Genomic DNA, 19,476 nt, shown 5'->3' on the forward strand with positions numbered 1-19,476 from the left:
TCATTACTTTTCTACAAAATTAAAGAACATATCTCTATGATTTGTTCTTAAATAAGCTCAATCATATTGAGGTACTTGTGTAACATTTTTTAATCGTGCAATTCCTATTTTAAGACATGCTTTATCATATTCTTTAAGAAAATCTTTTTGTCATTTTGTCGACCTTCTTCGGCAATCAAATATATATTTATTATCCACATTTAAAATATAATTTAATTCTTGTTTAGTACATTTTTTTAAATTATCTTTATTTTCTCTTAAATATTCTTGTATCTTTTCTTTATAATTACCTAATTCTTTTCTTTTTGCTGGCATATTTATCACCTATATTCAATATTTATATATTAATTATATCATTTTAACTAAATCATTTTCCAACACTCACCAGTTAATTATTGTTATACTCAAAGTTATGTATTTAGAAAGGGATTAATATTATGAATTTTCTAGAAAATGAACTTAATTATGATGAACTTGATAATCAAATTATTAATAATGGTTTAAATTATTTCACAAATCTATTAAAAGCATATGATGATTTTTGACATCAAAATATATATGATAAAAGTAAACATAAATATGTTAAAACTGCTCCAAGAAGTCCAAATACTCAATATGGTAAAATAAATAATTTTTATCGTAGAGGTTATTTAATATTAGAAACTAATAAATATTATTATCCTTTAGATGATTATATAAAACTTAAAAAAAGAAAAAGAACACTTACTAGTTTAGAACATACAATAATAAAAAATTCAGGTAATGGTAAAAGACAATCTGATGTTCAAGATATATTAAAAAATAGTAATTTTTCTAAAACATATATGACTAATGTAATGAAAAATGCAGTAATAAATGTTCAAGAAATAAAAGAAAAGAAAGTAGTATTACCAAATGAAAAATTATTTATAAATATGGATGATTGTTTTATATCTTCATTATTTAATAATAAAAAACAAAAAAATCGTATTCGTACAATTAGTGCAAATAAAGGTAAAGATTTAGAAAAATCCTTTAATTTTGTAGAAAAGTAATGATACATGATAAAGTGTTATTTTTAGAGAATTTTTACACTAAATAATGTTACTTTTAACAAATTTTTAATTAAAAATAATATTTTAAGTGTAAATTGATGAATAATTTTTGGTCATCCATACTTTTCTACATAATTAAAAGAAAAATCTACTAAAAGTAGAAACGTTTTAAAAGATAAAAAAATTACTTATATGAAAACTAAAAATGGTCAAAGAATTAAAAGACAAGAATTAATTGATAAAATTTATGAATTTCTTGATTTACAATTTTTTTATAATAAAAGTAATTTAGTATTTATTGGTGATGGTGCACCTTGAATTAAAACTACTGCTAAAAAAGAAAATATTCCTTATGTAATTGATAGACATCATGCATTTAAAGCACTTAAAAAAGGATTTATTATTAATAGAAAAGTAGATAATAAAAAATTAACAAATGCATATAATTTATTTGTTAATGGTGAATATTATCAATTATTAGATTATTTAAAAGAAAATAATGTAAATGAAGAAATATATAAATATTTTAAAAATAATAAAGATGGTGTTATAAATCAAAAAGAAAATTGAAATCAAGGAGTTTGTGCTGAAAGTGATGTATCACATCTTGTTAAATCTTTAAAAGGATATGGTGCTAAAATTTATAATGATAAAGTACTTGATAATATGCTTATAATTAATTCAGCAAGAATTAATAAGTTAAAACTTTTACTTTAATATTTTAAAACTTAATAAATCTAAACCTAAATAGTTAGGAATTTTTATTTTATAAAAGTTAATAAAATCTATATTAAGACTTGACATTAACCCTTTTTAGGGTTATAATATTATTAACAATTAACAATTAACAATTAACAATTAACAATTAACAATTTAAAGTTGTCTTTTATTTAAAGAAAATTAAATTATAACTATTAACTTTATTCACCCATGAATTTTTAATATTAGATCCGTTGGTGAAATCGTCACCGGAATTAATGTTGGATCAAATCTAAAGAAAAACTAATCTATGGACTTTGCAGTTTACTACAATATATAACTTATATATCATTAATTGGATTTATTATTACTATTTATTGATGAATAAAAAATGATTTATCAATAGCAGAGCGTATAAGTGATTTAAAACAATCATAAATTAACAATAAAAAAATTTGGCATCGTGCTATTTTCCCATTGCTGGTATTTTCGCCGCTGGAGTGCTTAACTGCTGTGTTCGAGATGGGAACAGGTGTGACCACTCCGCCATGGACACCAAATAGTTTAGCAATTGCTCCCTAAAAACTAGAAACAGACATCTTTAAATTTGATTACTTTTGATTTGCAATAGAGAATATATTCTTCAATAAATCCTCGATCTATTAGTATCAGTAAGCTGAACATATCACTATGCTTACACACCTGACCTATCAACCTTGTAGTATTCAAGGGATCTTACTTCTTTCGAATGAGAAATCTCATCTTGGAACTGACTTCGCGCTTAGATGCTTTCAGCGCTTATTCATGCCCTACATAGCTACCCAGCTGTGCCACTGGCGTGACAACTGGTGCACCAGAGGTAGGTCCATTCTGGTCCTCTCGTACTAGGAACAGCTTTCCTCAAATTTCTTGCGCCCACGACAGATAGGGACCAAACTGTCTCACGACGTTCTGAACCCAGCTCGCGTACCGCTTTAATGGGCGAACAGCCCAACCCTTGGAAGCGACTACACCTCCAGGATGCGATGAGCCGACATCGAGGTGCCAAACCTCCCCGTCTATATGAACTATTGGGAGAGATTAGCCTGTTATCCCCGGGGTAACTTTTATCCGTTGAGCGACGGCCTTTCCACACAGCACCGCCGGATCACTAAGCCCAACTTTCGTTCCTGCTCGACTTGTATGTCTCGCAGTCAAGCACCCTTATTACCTTTGCGCTCTACATATGATTTCCATTCATATTGAGGGTACCTTTGGGCGCCTCCGTTACTTTTTAGGAGGCGACCGCCCCAGTCAAACTACCCACCAGACACTGTCCTTAGACCAGATTATGGTCTCAAGTTAGAATTTCAATATAGCAAGGGTGGTATCCCAATGGTGACTCCATGCCTACTAGCGTCTGCATATCAACGTCTCCCACCTATGCTGTACAAACTACACCAAAATTCAATATCAAGTTGTAGTAAAGCTCCACGGGGTCTTTCCGTCTAATCGCGGGTAACCTGCATCTTCACAGGTACTAAGATTTCACCGAGTCTATAGCCGAGACAGCGTCCGGATCGTTACGCCTTTCGTGCGGGTCAGAACTTACCTGACAAGGAATTTCGCTACCTTAGGACCGTTATAGTTACGGCCGCCGTTCACTGGGGCTTCAGTTCAAAGCTTCGCTTACGCTAACAAATCTCTTTAACCTTCCAGCACTGGGCAGGCGTCACCCCCTATACATCGTCTTACGACTTAGCAGAGAGCTGTGTTTTTGCTAAACAGTCGCCCGGACCTCTTCACTGCGACTCATATTGCTATGAGCTCCCCTTCTCGCTAACTTACGGGGTTATTTTGCAGAGTTCCTTAGCTATAGTTATCTCGCTTGCCTTAGGATATTCTCCTTGACCACGTGTGTCCGTTCTCGGTACAGGCACCATGGTGATGTCTTTAGAAACTTTTCTTGGAAGTATGGCATCAAATGCTTCGTTACTAAACGAACCGTTCACTCCCCATCGTACTTCAAGGTTAACGCTGTGCGGATTTGCCTACACAACCCTCTTTGTACTTAGCCCAGCACTACCAACCACTGGGACATTTTAGCCTTCTCCGTCATTCCATCAGTCACCATGGTGGTACAGGAATATCAACCTGTTATCCATCGACTACGCCTTTCGGCCTCGCCTTAGGTCCTGACTAACCCTGGGTGGACGAACCTAGCCCAGAAAACCTTGGTCAATCGGCATGAAGGATTCTCACCTTCAATCGTTACTCACGCCGGCATTCTCACTTCTAAACGCTCCACTAGTCCTTCCGGTCTAACTTCGTCGCAGATTAGAACGCTCCCCTACCGCCCACAATATATGTAAACATATATATATATATAGACCCATAGCTTCGGTACAATGCTTAGCCCCGGTACATTTTCCGCGCAGAATCATTAGACTAGTGAGCTGTTACGCACTCTTTAAAGGATGGCTGCTTCTAAGCCAACCTCCTAGCTGTCTGAACAATTCCACATCGTTTTCCACTTAGCATTGATTTGGGGACCTTAGCTGATGATCTGGGCTGTTTCCCTCACGTCCATGGACCTTATCACCCATAGACTGACTGCCAGATATGTAACAATGGCATTCGCAGTTTAATTGCATTCAGTACCCCGAGGTGGGGCCATCATACATTCAGAGCTTTACCTCCATTGCACTAATTCTGACGCTAGTCCTAAAACTATATCGGGGAGAACCAGCTATCTCCAGGTTCGATTGGAATTTCACCGCTAGCCACAAGTCATCCACGGTCTTTTCAACGAACGTTGGTTCGGTCCTCCATTAACTGTTACATTAACTTCAACCTGCTCATGGCTAGATCACCTGGTTTCGGGTCTACGACCACATACTAAACGCCCTATTCAGGCTCGCTTTCACTTCGGCTCCGTCTTTTCAACTTAACCTTGCATGTAATCGTAACTCGCCGGCTCATTCTACAAAAGGCACGCCGTCACCCATTAACGGGCTCCGACTTGTTGTAAGCATATGGTTTCAGAAACTATTTCACTCCCCTCTCGGGGTACTTTTCACCTTTCCCTCACGGTACTGGTTCACTATCGGTAATTGGTTAGTATTTAGCCTTACGCAGTGGTCTGCGCAAATTCCGACAAGGTTCCACGTGCCTCTCGCCGTACTCAGGATACTGTCAAGAGATTTATACATTTCGCATACTGGGCTTTCACCATCTATGGCGTTGCTTCCCAACAACTTCTGCTATATATAAATTTTGTAACTCTTCATAGGTCGAACCTAATAGACAGTCCTATAACCCCAGTCTGACGACTGGTTTAGGCTGCTCCCTTTTCGCTCGCCGCTACTAAGGGAATCGCATTCGCTTTCTTTTCCTCTAGGTACTAAGATGTTTCAATTCTCTAGGTATCACTCTGTACAACTATGAATTCATTGTACAGTACTATCTGATTAAAGATAGTGGGTTTCCCCATTCGGACATCTCCGGATCAAAGCTTATTTCCAGCTCCCCGAAGCTTATCGCAGGTAATCGCGTCCTTCATCGTCTTCCAATTCCAAGGCATCCACCATACGCTCTTAATAATTTATTTTTAGAATATCCTATTGCAAGATAAAAATTATCTTATTTTTTTTAAAAGATGTCTATTATCCAGTTTTTAAAGAACAATTACTCAGAGAAAACAATCCCTGAAAACTAAACAGAACAAAAGAAGTAATCCAATAAATCATCCATCTAATTTTTCTTGTTGTCTTGGTTTCTTATTAGAAACTAAACTCCATAGAAAGGAGGTGATCCATCCCCACCTTCCGGTAGGGATACCTTGTTACGACTTAACCCCAATCATCAACCCTGCCTTTGGCAGCTCCCTCCTTGCGGTTAGGACACCGACTTCTGGCATTGCCAACTCTCGTGGTTTGACGGGCGGTGTGTACAAGACCCGAGAACGTATTCACCGCGACATTGCTGATTCGCGATTACTAGCGATTCCGACTTCATGAAGTCGAGTTGCAGACTTCAATCCGGACTGAGACTGACTTTTTGAGATTTGCTTGACCTCGCGGTTTAGCGACTCTTTGTATCAGCCATTGTAGCACGTGTGTAGCCCAGGTCATAAGGGGCATGATGATTTGACGTCGTCCCCACCTTCCTCTAGCTTACACTAGCAGTCTCCTTAGAGTCCCCAACTTAATGCTGGCAACTAAGGACAAGGGTTGCGTTCGTTGCTGAACTTAACCAAACATCTCACGACACGAACTGACGACAACCATGCACCACCTGTATCCTTGTTAACCTCTAGTATATCTCTATAGCTTTGCAAGGTATGTCAAGACCTGGTAAGGTTCTTCGCGTTGCTTCGAATTAAACCACATGCTCCACCGCTTGTGCGGGTCCCCGTCAATTCCTTTGAGTTTCACTCTTGCGAGCATACTACTCAGGCGGAGTACTTAATGCGTTAGCTACAGCACTGCCTCATGGCAACACTTAGTACTCATCGTTTACGGCGTGGACTACTAGGGTATCTAATCCTATTTGCTCCCCACGCTTTCGTGCCACAACGTCAGTAATAGGCCAGTTAGCCGCCTTCGCCACTGGTGTTCCTTCATATATCTACGCATTCCACCGCTACACATGAAATTCCACTAACCTCTCCTTATACTCTAGTAATGTAGTTTCCAAGGCGGTTAGGGGTTGAGCCCCTAAATTTAACCTCAGACTTGCAAAACCGTCTACGCACGCTTTACGCCCAATAAATCCGGATAACGCTTGCCACCTATGTATTACCGCGGCTGCTGGCACATAGTTAGCCGTGGCTTTCTGGTAAGGTATGGTCGATACTAAAATCATTTCCTATTCTAGCACTTCTTCCCTTACAACAGACCTTTACAATCCGAAGACCTTCATCAGTCACGCGGCATTGCTCCATCAGGCTTTCGCCCATTGTGAAAAATTCCCTACTGCTGCCTTCCGTAGAAGTTTGGGCCGTGTCTCAGTCCCAATGTGGCCGTTCATCCTCTCAGATCGGCTACGCATCGTTACCTTGGTAAGCCATTACCTTACCAACTAGTTAATGCGCCGCATCCCCATCAATTAGCGAAGCAAATGCTCCTTTCATTATTTATCATTGCAAATAAATAACATATGCGGTATTAGCTGTCGTTTCCAACAGTTATTCCCCACTAAATGGTAGGTTAGATACGTGTTACTCACCCGTTCGCCACTAAAGTATTGCTACTTTCGTTCGACTTGCATGTATTAGGCATGCCGCCAGCGTTAATCCTGAGCCAGGATCAAACTCTCAATAAAATTGTTTTTGTTAAAAGATGATGTCTGACTTATTTAATTTTTAATAAAAATTGATGGATTAATTCTTGTTCTATTTAGTTTTCAAAGATCGTTTTTTCTAGTTTGTAACCCATTTATTTTCGGGCACAATAAGTATCTTACAGAAAACAAAACCCAATGTCAATGAAAATAATAGTAAAAATATAAATATTTTTTTCGTATAAAAAAATGGCTTAATTTTTACTAATATACTTAGTAAAATTAAATTGCTTAATTAACTAAAAAACCATTTAAGGTTCTAATTCTTAAATGGTTTTTTAATTTTTATAGTTATATTTTATTCTCAACTTGTTTTGTTAATAATTTTAAAAATTCTGATAAGGTAACAATTTTACTTTCTTTTTGACCATACTGACGATAACTTAAATTATTATTTTCTATTTCCTTATCACCAATAATAATTTGATAAGGAATTTTTTGAGTTTGTGTTTCAACAATACGTTTGCCAATAGTTCCACTGCTAATAATTTCAGTTCGTAAATTATGTTGTTTACAAGTTTGCAATAATTTATTAGCATATTCTAAGGTTTTTTCTTTTTCATTTATTGGTAAAATTGCAATTTGCCTTGGTGCTAATCATAGTGGAAAAACACCTTTATTTTGTTCTAATAATGTGGCAATAAAACGTTCATATGTACCAATTAATCCTCGATGAACAATAACTGGATTTGTTTCATTATTATTTTCATCAATATAAGTTAAATTAAACTTTTTCGGTAATAAGAAATCGAATTGAATAGTAGATATTGTAATTTCATGACCTAATGCTGTTTTAATTTGAACATCAAATTTTGGTCCATAAAAAGCAGCCTCACCAATCATTGGTTTATACTCTAATTGTAATTCATCTAATACTTCACGTAATGCTGTTTCTGCTTGATTTCACATTTTATCATCATTAAAATATTTTTCTTTATCAGCAGGATCTCGTAAAGATAATGATAAATAATCAATTTTAATATTTAAAGTTTTTAAAACCTCAGCAATTAACTGATAACAACGTTTAAACTCTATTTTCATTTGATCAAATCTAACAAAAATATGAGAATCAGTTAATTCCATACTTCTTACTCGTTCTAAACCAGTTAAAGCCCCACTTGCTTCATAACGATATAATAAAGCATGCTCACTTAAACGAAAAGGTAAATCTTTATAACTACGAAGAGCACTTTTATAAATGATACAGTGATGAGGACAAGTCATTGGTCTTAATACCAATTGTTCTTCTTCTTTTTTAATTGGAGTAAACATATTTTCACGATAATGATCTCAATGACCACTTTTTTTATATAATTCAACAGAACCTAAAACTGGTGTCGCTACTTCTTGATAATCTCACATAAATTCTTGTTTTCTCAAATATTCCTGCAAAACTTTTTTAATAACCATACCATTTGGTAAAAATATAGGTAATCCTTTACCACAATCATCATTAAAAGTAAAAATACTTAATTCTTTACCTAGTTTGCGATGATCATGATTTTTTCGTTCTTCAAGCTCATTAAGTTTATCTACTAATTTTACTTTTGAATAATCACAAATTCCAGAAATGCGCTGTAATTGTTTATTTTTATCATTTCCTAATCAATATGCACCAGTAATACTTAATAATTTAAAATCTTTTATTGATGAAGAATTATTAATAGCAACACCCGATGCTACTACTAAAGTCTTATTATCAACTAAATAAGAGCATTTTAATCCATTAACATGATTTAATTTAATATATTCTAAAGCAAAAGGATTGTCTTTATGAGTTTTTAAAGATTCTTCTTTAGTTTGACAAACTCTTTTAATTTCAATATTTTTTATTAAAATTTCACGCATTTTCTCTTCAATTTTAATTAATTCATCATTAGAAAGTCGCTTTTCATAATCAAAATCTAAATAAAAACCATTATCATTAGTATTAGCAATCGTAATTAACGCTTGTGGATACATTCATTTAATAGTATGAGCTAAAATCATAGCACATCCATAATTTAAAATAGTTCATCCTAAAGCATCATCTTTTTTAATAAACTTGATTTCAGCATCTTCTTTAATTTCTCAATATAAATCTTTTAATTGTCCATTCAGAGTAAAAGCAATAATTGAAGAATCTATATTTTCATTTTCCTGTTTTAATAATTGATAACCAGTAATTGGATTTTCAATATTATAAGTCATCGTTTTGCCATTTAATTTAATTACATTAATTTTCATGTTTTACCTAATTCCTTTCAGTAGTACTAGGTTATTTAACAATAAAAGTTGTAAAAGGATTAGTATTATTATTAATATCTACTACTAATACTTTTGATTTAGTAGGGATTATATAAGTGCTACTAATGCTTTTAACTAATTGCGAAGAATTACTTAATTCTACTGGAATTCCTTCAGCTGCTAAAAAAGTATAAATTCCAAAGTTTATTGCAAATTTATTATAATCAATAACATTATTAACAATAGGAATTATATAAACTGGCAAATGAGCATTAGCAATAGTTCTAATATAATTACTATCTTGACTATTAGTAATTAAATATTGTGGTTTTTCTTCAATAATTTTTTTAATAGTTTTAGCAACTAATTGATCTTTTGTATGCAATAAATCAGTAGCAATTTTACTCTGTTCTTGATGACTTTCAGCATCAACAAGAATTTTACTCATTGTTGCAATTGATAACACAGGATAGTTACCATTAGCAGATTCACCCGATAACATTGTACATGTTGCTCCCCAATCGATAGCAACCCAAACATCAGTAACTTCAGCACGTGTTGGATGAGGGTTATCTATCATTGAATCTAACATTTGCGTAGCAACAATTATCGGTTTGTTAACAGTACGACATTTTTTAATTCATTCACGTTCTAAAAAAGGAACTTTTTCAAAAGGAATTTCAACTCCTAAATCACCACGAGCAACCATAATAGCATCTGATTCTTTTAAAATTTCATCAAAATTATTAACTGCTAATTGTGATTCAATTTTAGCAATGATTTGAATATGTTTACCATCATTATCATCTAAAACTTTGCGGATTTCTTTAATATCAACTGCTGAACAAACAAATGATGCAGCAACATAATCTACTTTTTGCTGACAACCAAAAATTAAATCTGCTCTATCTTTTTCAGAAATAAAAGGTAAAGACAATTTAACATTTGGAATATTAATAGCACGACGATCTTTAATAGTATGTGTATTTAAAGCTTGACAAATAACAGTATGGTCTTTAACCGATGTAACCTTTAATGTTAATTTACCATCATCTACTAGTAAATTATCATTAACTTTAATATCCTTTGCTAAATTACCATAATTTACAGAAAACTTATCCGCAGTACCAATAATCTCTTTATTATCAATTATCGTAATAATTTCATTTTTTTTGATTTCTACACTACCCTTTGTAAAGGTATGTGTTCTAACTTCTGGACCTCTAGTATCTAACATAATAGCAACTGGTACATTTAATTGTTTAGATACTTCTCTAATCATTAAAATCCTTGATAAATGTTCATCATGAGTACCATGAGAAAAATTTAAACGCCCACAAATTGAGCCATTTTCTATTAGTTGTTTAATAACATCAGCAGAATTTGAAGCAGGTCCTAAAGTAGTTACACATTTAGTTCTTTTTATAATTGATATCAAATTATTCACCTCTTTTTATTAAGTATTTTTTTTAAAAATAACTCCTGACAAACGTAAAATTTTATTAGCAACGTTATTTTTATTTATTGAAGGTGTGTTTAATGCATCTTGAATTTCAATAGCTACTAATTTATTATCTTGTAATCCAATACAAATACTAGATTTATTACTATTTGCAAATCTTTCGGCAGCAAAAATACCCATCATTGTTGCTAAATAACGATCAAATGCACTTGGTGTTCCCCCACGTTGAATTTGACCCAATATTACTGCTCTTGTTTCACAATCAGTATCTTTTTCAATGATTTTAGCTATTTTATTAACATCATATTGACGTTCAGTTACTACTATTACTAATGAACGACGTTGTTTTTTAGTATACAACTGTTTAATAATATCAATCAATGACTGTTCTCCAATTCCTAAATCTTTAGTTGCAACTAAATCACAATTTGCAGCAGCAGCACTATGAAGAGCAAGGTCACCACAATTACGACCCATTACTTCAACAATCATAATTCTTCCATGAGAATTAGCGGTTTGACGAATTTTATCAAGATTTTCAACAATTGTATTAAGAGCGGTATCAAAACCAATAGTAAACTCACTTGAACTAATATCATTATCAATAGTACCTGGAATACCCACACATTGAATAGCTGCTTCATTACTTAATTTTTGCAAACCATTATATGTACCATCACCACCAATAGCAATTAAACCTTCAATTTTTTTAGATTTTAAAATTTCAATACATTTTTTACGAGTTTCTTCTTGCTCAAATTCTCTAAAACGAGCAGACCCAATGATTGTTCCCCCCATCTCAGTTCCTAGATAAATTAAATTTGATCAATTGTTATCAATAACGTGAATGTCATTTGTCATTATTCCTTTATAACCATTTTTTATTAAAACTAATTCAAATGGTCTTTTATCAGCAGTAGCAATTTTACTATTTTCATGATTTATACCACGAAAAGTCTTATATACTGCATTAATAACATTATTCATACCTGGTGAATCACCACCAGAAGTTAAGATTCCAATTCTTCTTTTATTTAATTCTTGCATATTTAGTCATCCTCTCTTCTAATTACATTATTTTAGTGATAATTATTATAATTTGTTTAAAATTAAAAAGGATATCAGTAAATTTAACCATAAAATATGATTTTAATTAATTAATATTATAAAATACATCGTCACCTAAAAATTTAGCTTGATCTGCTAAATCGGCTTCAATTGTTAATAAACGATTGTATTTTGCAACACGATCAGTTCTTGACATTGAACCTGTTTTAATTTGTCCAGTATTAAAAGCTACTGCTAAGTCAGCAATCGTTGTATCTTCAGTTTCCCCAGAACGATGAGATACTACTGCTGTTCACCGAGCTTTTTGACACATTTCAATAGCCTCCATAGTTTCAGTTAATGTTCCAATTTGATTTAGTTTAATTAATACTGAATTAGCAACGTTTTTAATAATTCCTTCTTTAATAATTTTTGGATTAGTAACGAATAAATCATCACCAACAACTTGAAATTTACCTTCTAATTTTTCTAATAATAATTTAAATCCTTCTCAATCACCTTCAGCCAAACCATCTTCAATTGAAATAATTGGATATTTTTTAGTTAAATTAACTAAATAATCTACTAGTTGCGCTGAAGTTAATAATTTTTCAGTATTTTTACTTTTACCATCTTTATTACCAAAAACATATTTACCATTTTTATAAATCTCTGATGATGCACAGTCCATAGCAATTTTTATATCTTTATTTGGAGTGTAACCCGCTTTTTTAATAGCTTCAACAATTAAATCTAATGCTTCTTCAGTTGATTTTAAATTAGGAGCAAAACCACCTTCATCACCAATTGCAGTAACTAAACCCTTACCTTTTAAAATACTTTTTAAAGCATGAAAAGTTTCAGCAGCCATTTGGATTGCCTTTGAAAATGTTTTAGCACCAACTGGCATTATTAAAAATTCTTGAAAGTCAATATTATTATCAGCATGAGCACCACCATTAATTACATTTAACATTGGGACTGGCAACTGACAAGCATTAGTACCACCTAAGTATGTATATAAGGGCACATATAATTCATCAGCGGCAGCTTTAGCAACTGCTAATGATACCCCTAAAATAGCATTGGCACCTAATTTTGTTTTATTTTCTGTTCCATCTAACTTAATCATTGTTTGATCAATTAATCTTTGATTAGTAACTTCCAAACCAATAATAGCTTCGGCAATATTTTCATTAATATTTTTAATGGCTTTCATAACACCAAGTCCACCATAAACTTTAGTATCTTTGTCTCGTAGTTCTAAAGCTTCTCTAGTACCTGTTGAAGCACCTGATGGCACTAAAGCAAGCCCGTATCCACCATCTTCAGTTCAACATTCAACTTGAATAGTTGGATTTCCTCTTGAGTCTATTACTTGTAGTGCTCTAATATCAATAATGCAAGACATATTTGTTAATTCCTTCTTTCTTTAATATTTCACTAATTATTATACAGAAAAAAATATTGTTTAGAATCAAAAAAGCACAAATATTTTTTATTTGTGCTTCTAAAATAATGATGATTTAATTACATTTGTTGTTGTTGTGAATGTTGAGTTGTACTACTTGGTGATGATGTACCATTAACTTTAGCAGCAGTATCACTATTTCATGGTTTTGGAGTTACTCCATCATCCTCTGGTATTAAACTTTCGGGATTATTAAGAGTAGTAATTATTGCTTCCATTAATTCATCAGTATTAATATTTTTTTGATTAAAAGTTTTACTATCAGGTAAATCTTTCTTATCAATAGTTACATTACTTTGATTTACGTGATTTTTATAACTTATACTTTTAAAATTATTATTTTTATCAAAAGTTAAAGAAAAATCAACTGCACTTTCAACTAAATATGATAATGCTTGAATTTGTTCAAAAATAAGTGGTACTTCTGCTCTAAATGCAATTTCAAATTCATCATTACATAAAACATAGCATTTTCCATTAATAATACTTAAATTAAAAGTCTTAGTATTTTTTGAAAATAATCTTGATTTTAAATCAGGCACTGGTATTACTTTTCTTACTTCTGATACTCTTGCTTTTGCTTTTTGATTTATGATACTAAGTTGTTCTTTATCTTCATCACTTAACTTATTAGAGCAATTTACTTTCTTATTATTTTCATCAAAATAATATTTTAATTATGTAGAAAAGTATGGATGACCAAAAATTATTCATCAATTTACACTTAAAATATTATTTTTAATTAAAAATTTGTTAAAAGTAACATTATTTAGTGTAAAAATTCTCTAAAAATAACACTTTATCATGTATCATTACTTTTCTACAAAATTAAAGAAATAATATGCTCTTAAAAATTTACCATCGCACTTATTAAATAAAATAACAGTATTTGCATTATTATTTTTTTCTATTAATTTTTTCAAAATATCATTTTCATCTTTTTCTAATTTTAATTTTTTATCTAATGTAACTGTAGGAGTTGTTATGTTTAAATCTCATAATTCTCTACTATCATCTCATTTTAAATTAATAACATTATTAACGATAGCTGGAGATAATTTTATGGCTGATAGTTTTGGTGATATTACCTGTTCAGCAGCAGCTCTTGCCACTTTAACTTGTGCTCCATTTTCTCCACAGTGAATACCCTTTAATCCATTAGGAAATAAATTATTATTTAGAAGTTTTTTTCTTAAATCTGATAAATTAGTTGTGTCAATATATTGTAATTCATTATTAACACTATCAACTACTCATTGTTTTACTAAATCACTATCTGGATTTTTTGTAAAATACATTTTTTGATATCTATTATCATAAATAGAATTTCATTTAATTTTTCACTCTTGTGAAAGGTTTTGTTCAAAAATTAATTCTTCTTGATTCGATTTAATATTTCATATTTTTATTTTGTTATTCTCTATTTCTAAACTATACAAACCTTCTAAACTTTCATCTTTTAATTTAGTTCTAATTTCATCATTAGTATCATTTTGCAAAGGAAGACTAGCACGCGGTGGTTGAACTAATTTAGTTAAATAATTAACACTAGCAAAATCAATCATTATTTTTTCTGCATCAAAATAAGTTTTTAATTTATTATCATTTTCTGTTTCAAGAAGAAAATCTTCATTAAATAAAACAGTATCTATAAATAAATCATTAAAACTTTTTAATGTCATATCTCTTAATTTTACTCTTTCAGGTATTAATTCAACTTTATCTATTTTTTCACCTTCGGGTGTTAATTGTTCATGAACAGTTTCATTAAATAAAATCTTATATACATTAATCTTATTCTTATCAGTTTCATCCTCAACAAAAACTAATTGATCTTTATTAAATAAATTTTGATCTTCTTGACTTACTGATTCATCACTAATAAACACACCATTAATTAATGCACCATTATCAACAACAAATTTTCCTTCTTGATTTAAACTAACTATTTTTTTTACTTTTAATGGATTAATGTTAAATAGTTTTAAAATATCGAGTGTATTTTTTTTTGAATATAGGTCATCTCCTACTACAATATCAATATCTATAACATTATCTGATACTTCTTTATATCTATTTCTCATAATTTCTGTAAATGACTTAAAATTTATTAATGGCATTTTTATTTTTCTCCTTTAATTATTACATTTATGGTGTTGGTGTAGATAAAACTGACTTAACGTTTTGTTCTACTGGTTTTGATGATGGTTCAGTACCATTAACTTCCTTTGCAGGAAAAGAATTATTACTTTGTACTTCTTTTTTAGGTGTAACAGAATTATTTTGTGAATGTTGTGAATGTAAAGAAGAGGCTGTACTAATTACTCTTTCAAGAGTATCAATTAATTTTTCATCAATTTTTATATCTTTCCTCTTATGAGTCTGGTTATCAATAATATATGCAAACAAAATCTTTCCATTTTTATCAACTTCAATATTTATACTACCATTACAAGGACATTTTTTGGCTACAAAGTTTTTAAATTCCTTAGCATCATTTACATCTACAGGAACAATTGTTTTGTTTTTATCATCAATAAACAAATAACACGTTCCATTCTCAGCAAATGATAATTTCATAGGCTCTTCAGATCTTTTTATAATATTAACATTAAGATCATCTAACTCTTCTTTATATTCTTCATTATTTAAATTATTGGATTCTGATTGAGTTTTTAATAATAATGCTGGTAATTCTTTTTTATCTAAATATTCAAGAATAATCTTATCATTTTCTTTTTTAGTTCGATATAAATGTACTAGAGAACTATCTAATTTTTCTTTTACTATTACTAGTTGTTGTAATTGATCACTATTAATTGCTAAAGGTGGTTGTTGAATAATACTAACGTTTTCATCATTAGTATTTTTTACTAAATGTCCCTTTTCATCTACATATACAAGTTCAATGATATATTCTTTTAAACTACTATCTAATTGTGTTTTTATATCATCAATCTTAACTTCCAAACTATTTAAAGTTATATTGGGTGATGATTCATCTTTTTTAGAACTTAATGATTTTTGTAGAAAGTCATTAAGTTCTCGATATTCTACTGTTTCAGATAATGGCATATTTTACCTCCATAATTTTTAATAAATGTATAAATTTCTAAAATAATATAGGAGCTAAATATAATAAACCCCTTATATTTATTTAAAAAAATAAAAGGGGAAACACTATATTTAATTCATATGCCTATATTTTAATACTTTTATATTCTTAAAACAAGCACTTATCAATAAAAAGAAAAATCAATATATTTTTATTTAATAATTAAAGACTCACTGGTCATAACAGTTGGTTTAACTAAACCCAAAACGTCTAATAGCGTTGGAGCAATATTTGCTAAGCAACCACCTGATTTTAATTTTAATCCTGTTTTACAAATAATAAATGGTACTGGTTGCGATGTATGTTTTTTATTAGGATTACCCTCTTTATCAATCATGATTTCAGCATTACCATGATCAGCAGTAATCATTAAAATACCATTCACTTTTTTTATTGCTTGATACAATTTTCCAAGACATTCATCAATAACATCAATCGCATCAATGGCAGCATTTAAAACACCAGTATGACCAACCATATCAGGATTAGCAAAATTTAAAACCATAACATCATATATGTTTTTAGAAATTTCACTTTCTAAACGAGTAGTAATTTCGCGAGCACTCATTTCTGGTTTTAAGTCATAAGTTGCTACTTTTGGTGAAGGAATTAAAATTCTTGTTGATAGTGGATATTCAACATCAACACCACCATCAAAAAAATAAGTTACGTGTGCATATTTTTCAGTTTCAGCAATTCGTAATTGATGATATTGATTTTTACTTAATCATTCTCCTAAAGCATCAAGCATTGATATAGGTGGAAAAATAACACCTTGTGGTTTAACACTTTTAGCATATTCCATCATTGAAATAAAAAAAGTATTTTTTAATGTTGGTATTTTCATACTAATATTAAAATCATATTTATTATTTGTTAATGCTGATGCTAATTGAATTGCACGATCAGGACGGAAATTAGCAAAAATAATGCTATCGTTATTCCTAATATTACCATTATTAATTTCAGAATTATAAGCAGGCATAATAAATTCATCATTACGGCCAGCACTATATTCTGCATTAACATAAGCAATAGGATCAATAAATGAAGCACCTTCATGATTAACTATTACATCATATGCTATTTTTAAACGATCTCAACGTTTATCGCGATCCATAGCATAATATCTTCCTGAAATAGTAGCAAGCATACCAACGCCTAATTGTTTCATAGTTTTTAATAACTGTTCAATATAAATTTTAGAAATATCAGCTTTTGTATCACGACCATCTAAAATAGCATGAACATAAACATTCTTAAAATTTTGTTGTTTAGCAATTTCTAATAATGCTAAAATATGATTAATATGAGCATGTACTCCACCATCACTTAGTAAACCAATAATATGAACATTACTATTATTCTTTTTGGCATGATTAATTGCTGACAATATTGTTTCATTTTTAAAAAATGTTTTATCATTTATTGACTTATTAATTAATGTTAATGACTGATAAATTACTCTACCGGCACCAATTTGTAAATGTCCAACTTCAGAGTTGCCCATTTGTCCTTCTGGCAAACCAACTGCAAGGCCAGAAGCTGAAACTTCAGTATGCGGATAAGTTTTTAATAAATAATCCAAATTAGGTTTTGTTGCAGAACTAATAGCATTAGTTGAACTAGATTTTGCAATACCAAAACCATCTAAAATACATAGTAATATTGGTTGTTTTGTTTTCATAAATTTCACCTCATATTTTATTTAATAACTTGCAACTGATGTTTAAAATTATCAGATTTAAAAATAGTAATCATTTTAGTAATAAAATCAGTAATACATTGATAATGAACAGTACTCAAAATAACAATATCTTTTTTAAAGACTATTTTAATAGATTGCTTTTTAGTAATTTTAGTAATTATTGTTTTTAAATCACAAATTGATTTTAAATCTTCACTTAATAAAATAACCATACTAGGATTATCACTAATATTATTAGAAAGAAATAAAATAGTATTACTACTATTAGCTAATAAATTGTGTCCTTTAATTTCCATTAAATTATAATCTAATAAATCATTATTAAAAGAATAATGAGTAATTTTCAAATTATCAATGACTTCTGAATAATAACCATAAGCAAAAGTCTGTGATAAATTTTCTAATATATCTTGAGATACTATCCGCCATTTTGAAAATGACTTCAATAGTTCTTTATGAATTTTTTGTAATTGTCATAAATCTTGATAATTAGTAATATTAGTTATCGGTGCTATTGGTTGAATATTTTCGGGCTGATTAATTGCTCTAATTTTTTTATTAATAGCATTAATAGCAATAATGATTGGTTTTTTAGCATTAATAAAAAAGTTTTCAATTCGTTGTTTATTACCTGCTATTAATGTTATTTTTCGCTGATCTTTATTAGTTTTAATAGCAACAACTGCTATTTTTTGCAAATTAATAATTTCTTGTAATTCAACTTCATTAAATTTTTTTAAATAACTATATTCTTTTTTATTTTGCAATAAAATTAACTGTTCTAATGATAATTTTTGTTCTAATAAAGAATTAATGATAAATTCACTTTGCAATATTTGTTTTCTATTTATCTTTAAATTATTAAGAGCAACAATAAAATTTTGTTCAGTAATAGAAATAGAACTAAAATTAGAAGTTTTATAATTTAATTGTTTCATCAAACTATTTGTAAATAATTTAGCACCAATTTTATTATTAACTAATGATTGATGATGACTTTCATTGATGGTTAAATACAATGGAATATCGTTAATAACGATTGGTCCACTATTAACCTTAACTAAATGAATATAAGTATTAGGAATAAGAGTATTATTAACATCAATTACTTCACCAGTAAAATATTCATTAGTAATAATACCTTTGTCACTAACAATACTATCACTACTAGGAGCAAAAATAGTTTTAGTACAAATAATAAAGCCAATTTGTTCTAATTGATTAGTGTCTTCACCATTTTTACTAAACAATGCTAAAATTTCTGACTTATTCCTAAAAGCATTGACAAAAGTGGTTGCCGGAAAGGCACGATGTTTAATTTTTTTTGTTAGTTTTGTTCACATACTTTTAATTTGTATCTTTGATAATTCCATGTTTAGTTAACTCCTTATT

General features: G+C 30.3%; 12 protein-coding genes and 3 rRNA genes. 2 read left to right on the plus strand and 13 right to left on the minus strand.

The window, feature by feature from the left end:
* Positions 1-3: 3 nt before the first annotated feature.
* Positions 4-315 carry a hypothetical protein gene (locus tag AAHH39_RS11205; RefSeq protein ID WP_342218135.1) on the minus strand — a complete coding sequence of 104 codons (312 nt, stop codon included), beginning with the start codon at positions 313-315 and terminating at the stop codon, positions 4-6.
* A gap of 122 nt (positions 316-437) precedes the next feature.
* Here AAHH39_RS11205 and AAHH39_RS11210 point away from each other — a divergent pair, with 122 nt between their 5' ends.
* Complete coding sequence (locus tag AAHH39_RS11210; protein ID WP_342218136.1) at positions 438-1,034, plus strand: UPF0236 family transposase-like protein; 597 nt, start codon at positions 438-440, stop codon at positions 1,032-1,034.
* A 192-nt stretch (positions 1,035-1,226) separates the two neighbouring features.
* Positions 1,227-1,751: a hypothetical protein gene (locus tag AAHH39_RS11215; RefSeq protein WP_342218137.1), complete on the plus strand. Its 525-nt coding sequence runs from the start codon at positions 1,227-1,229 to the stop codon at positions 1,749-1,751.
* Positions 1,752-2,186: 435 nt separating this feature from the next.
* Here the strand turns inward: AAHH39_RS11215 and rrf are convergent.
* From rrf to AAHH39_RS11275, 12 genes are all read right to left on the minus strand, one after another.
* A 5S ribosomal RNA gene (rrf, locus tag AAHH39_RS11220) occupies positions 2,187-2,293 on the minus strand.
* Between the two features lie 82 nt (positions 2,294-2,375).
* Positions 2,376-5,322, minus strand: a 23S ribosomal RNA gene (locus tag AAHH39_RS11225).
* 192 nt (positions 5,323-5,514) lie between these two features.
* A 16S ribosomal RNA gene (locus AAHH39_RS11230) occupies positions 5,515-7,037 on the minus strand.
* Together the 16S, 23S and 5S rRNA genes form the textbook arrangement of a ribosomal RNA operon.
* Positions 7,038-7,346: 309 nt before the next feature.
* Complete coding sequence (gene thrS, locus AAHH39_RS11235) at positions 7,347-9,281, minus strand: threonine--tRNA ligase (protein ID WP_342218138.1); 1,935 nt, start codon at positions 9,279-9,281, stop codon at positions 7,347-7,349.
* Positions 9,282-9,312: 31 nt separating this feature from the next.
* A complete protein-coding gene (gene pyk, locus AAHH39_RS11240; protein WP_342218139.1) occupies positions 9,313-10,719 on the minus strand; it encodes a pyruvate kinase in 1,407 nt (468 codons plus the stop codon).
* 18 nt (positions 10,720-10,737) lie between these two features.
* Entirely contained in the window at positions 10,738-11,790 is a 1,053-nt protein-coding gene (locus AAHH39_RS11245) for an ATP-dependent 6-phosphofructokinase (protein WP_342218140.1), read from the minus strand.
* A gap of 106 nt (positions 11,791-11,896) precedes the next feature.
* Positions 11,897-13,201, minus strand: coding sequence for a phosphopyruvate hydratase (eno, locus tag AAHH39_RS11250; RefSeq protein ID WP_342218141.1), 1,305 nt, complete (start codon positions 13,199-13,201; stop codon positions 11,897-11,899).
* Positions 13,202-13,320: 119 nt separating this feature from the next.
* On the minus strand, positions 13,321-13,803 hold the full coding sequence (locus AAHH39_RS11255; protein WP_342218142.1) for a hypothetical protein: 483 nt from the start codon (positions 13,801-13,803) through the stop codon (positions 13,321-13,323).
* 270 nt (positions 13,804-14,073) lie between these two features.
* Positions 14,074-15,381, minus strand: coding sequence for a hypothetical protein (locus AAHH39_RS11260; RefSeq protein ID WP_342218143.1), 1,308 nt, complete (start codon positions 15,379-15,381; stop codon positions 14,074-14,076).
* 28 nt (positions 15,382-15,409) lie between these two features.
* The gene (locus AAHH39_RS11265) at positions 15,410-16,336 is read right to left on the minus strand and encodes a hypothetical protein (RefSeq protein ID WP_342218144.1); all 927 of its coding nucleotides are present in this window, start codon (positions 16,334-16,336) and stop codon (positions 15,410-15,412) included.
* A gap of 191 nt (positions 16,337-16,527) precedes the next feature.
* On the minus strand, positions 16,528-18,063 hold the full coding sequence (gene gpmI / locus AAHH39_RS11270) for a 2,3-bisphosphoglycerate-independent phosphoglycerate mutase (RefSeq protein ID WP_342218145.1): 1,536 nt from the start codon (positions 18,061-18,063) through the stop codon (positions 16,528-16,530).
* A 17-nt stretch (positions 18,064-18,080) separates the two neighbouring features.
* Positions 18,081-19,457: a hypothetical protein gene (locus AAHH39_RS11275; protein WP_252319506.1), complete on the minus strand. Its 1,377-nt coding sequence runs from the start codon at positions 19,455-19,457 to the stop codon at positions 18,081-18,083.
* Between the last annotated feature and the right edge of the window lie 19 nt (positions 19,458-19,476).

Origin of the sequence: Spiroplasma endosymbiont of Amphimallon solstitiale, from assembly GCF_964030965.1 — a bacterium.
Lineage (GTDB): Bacteria > Bacillota_I > Bacilli_A > Mycoplasmatales > VBWQ01 > Spiroplasma_E.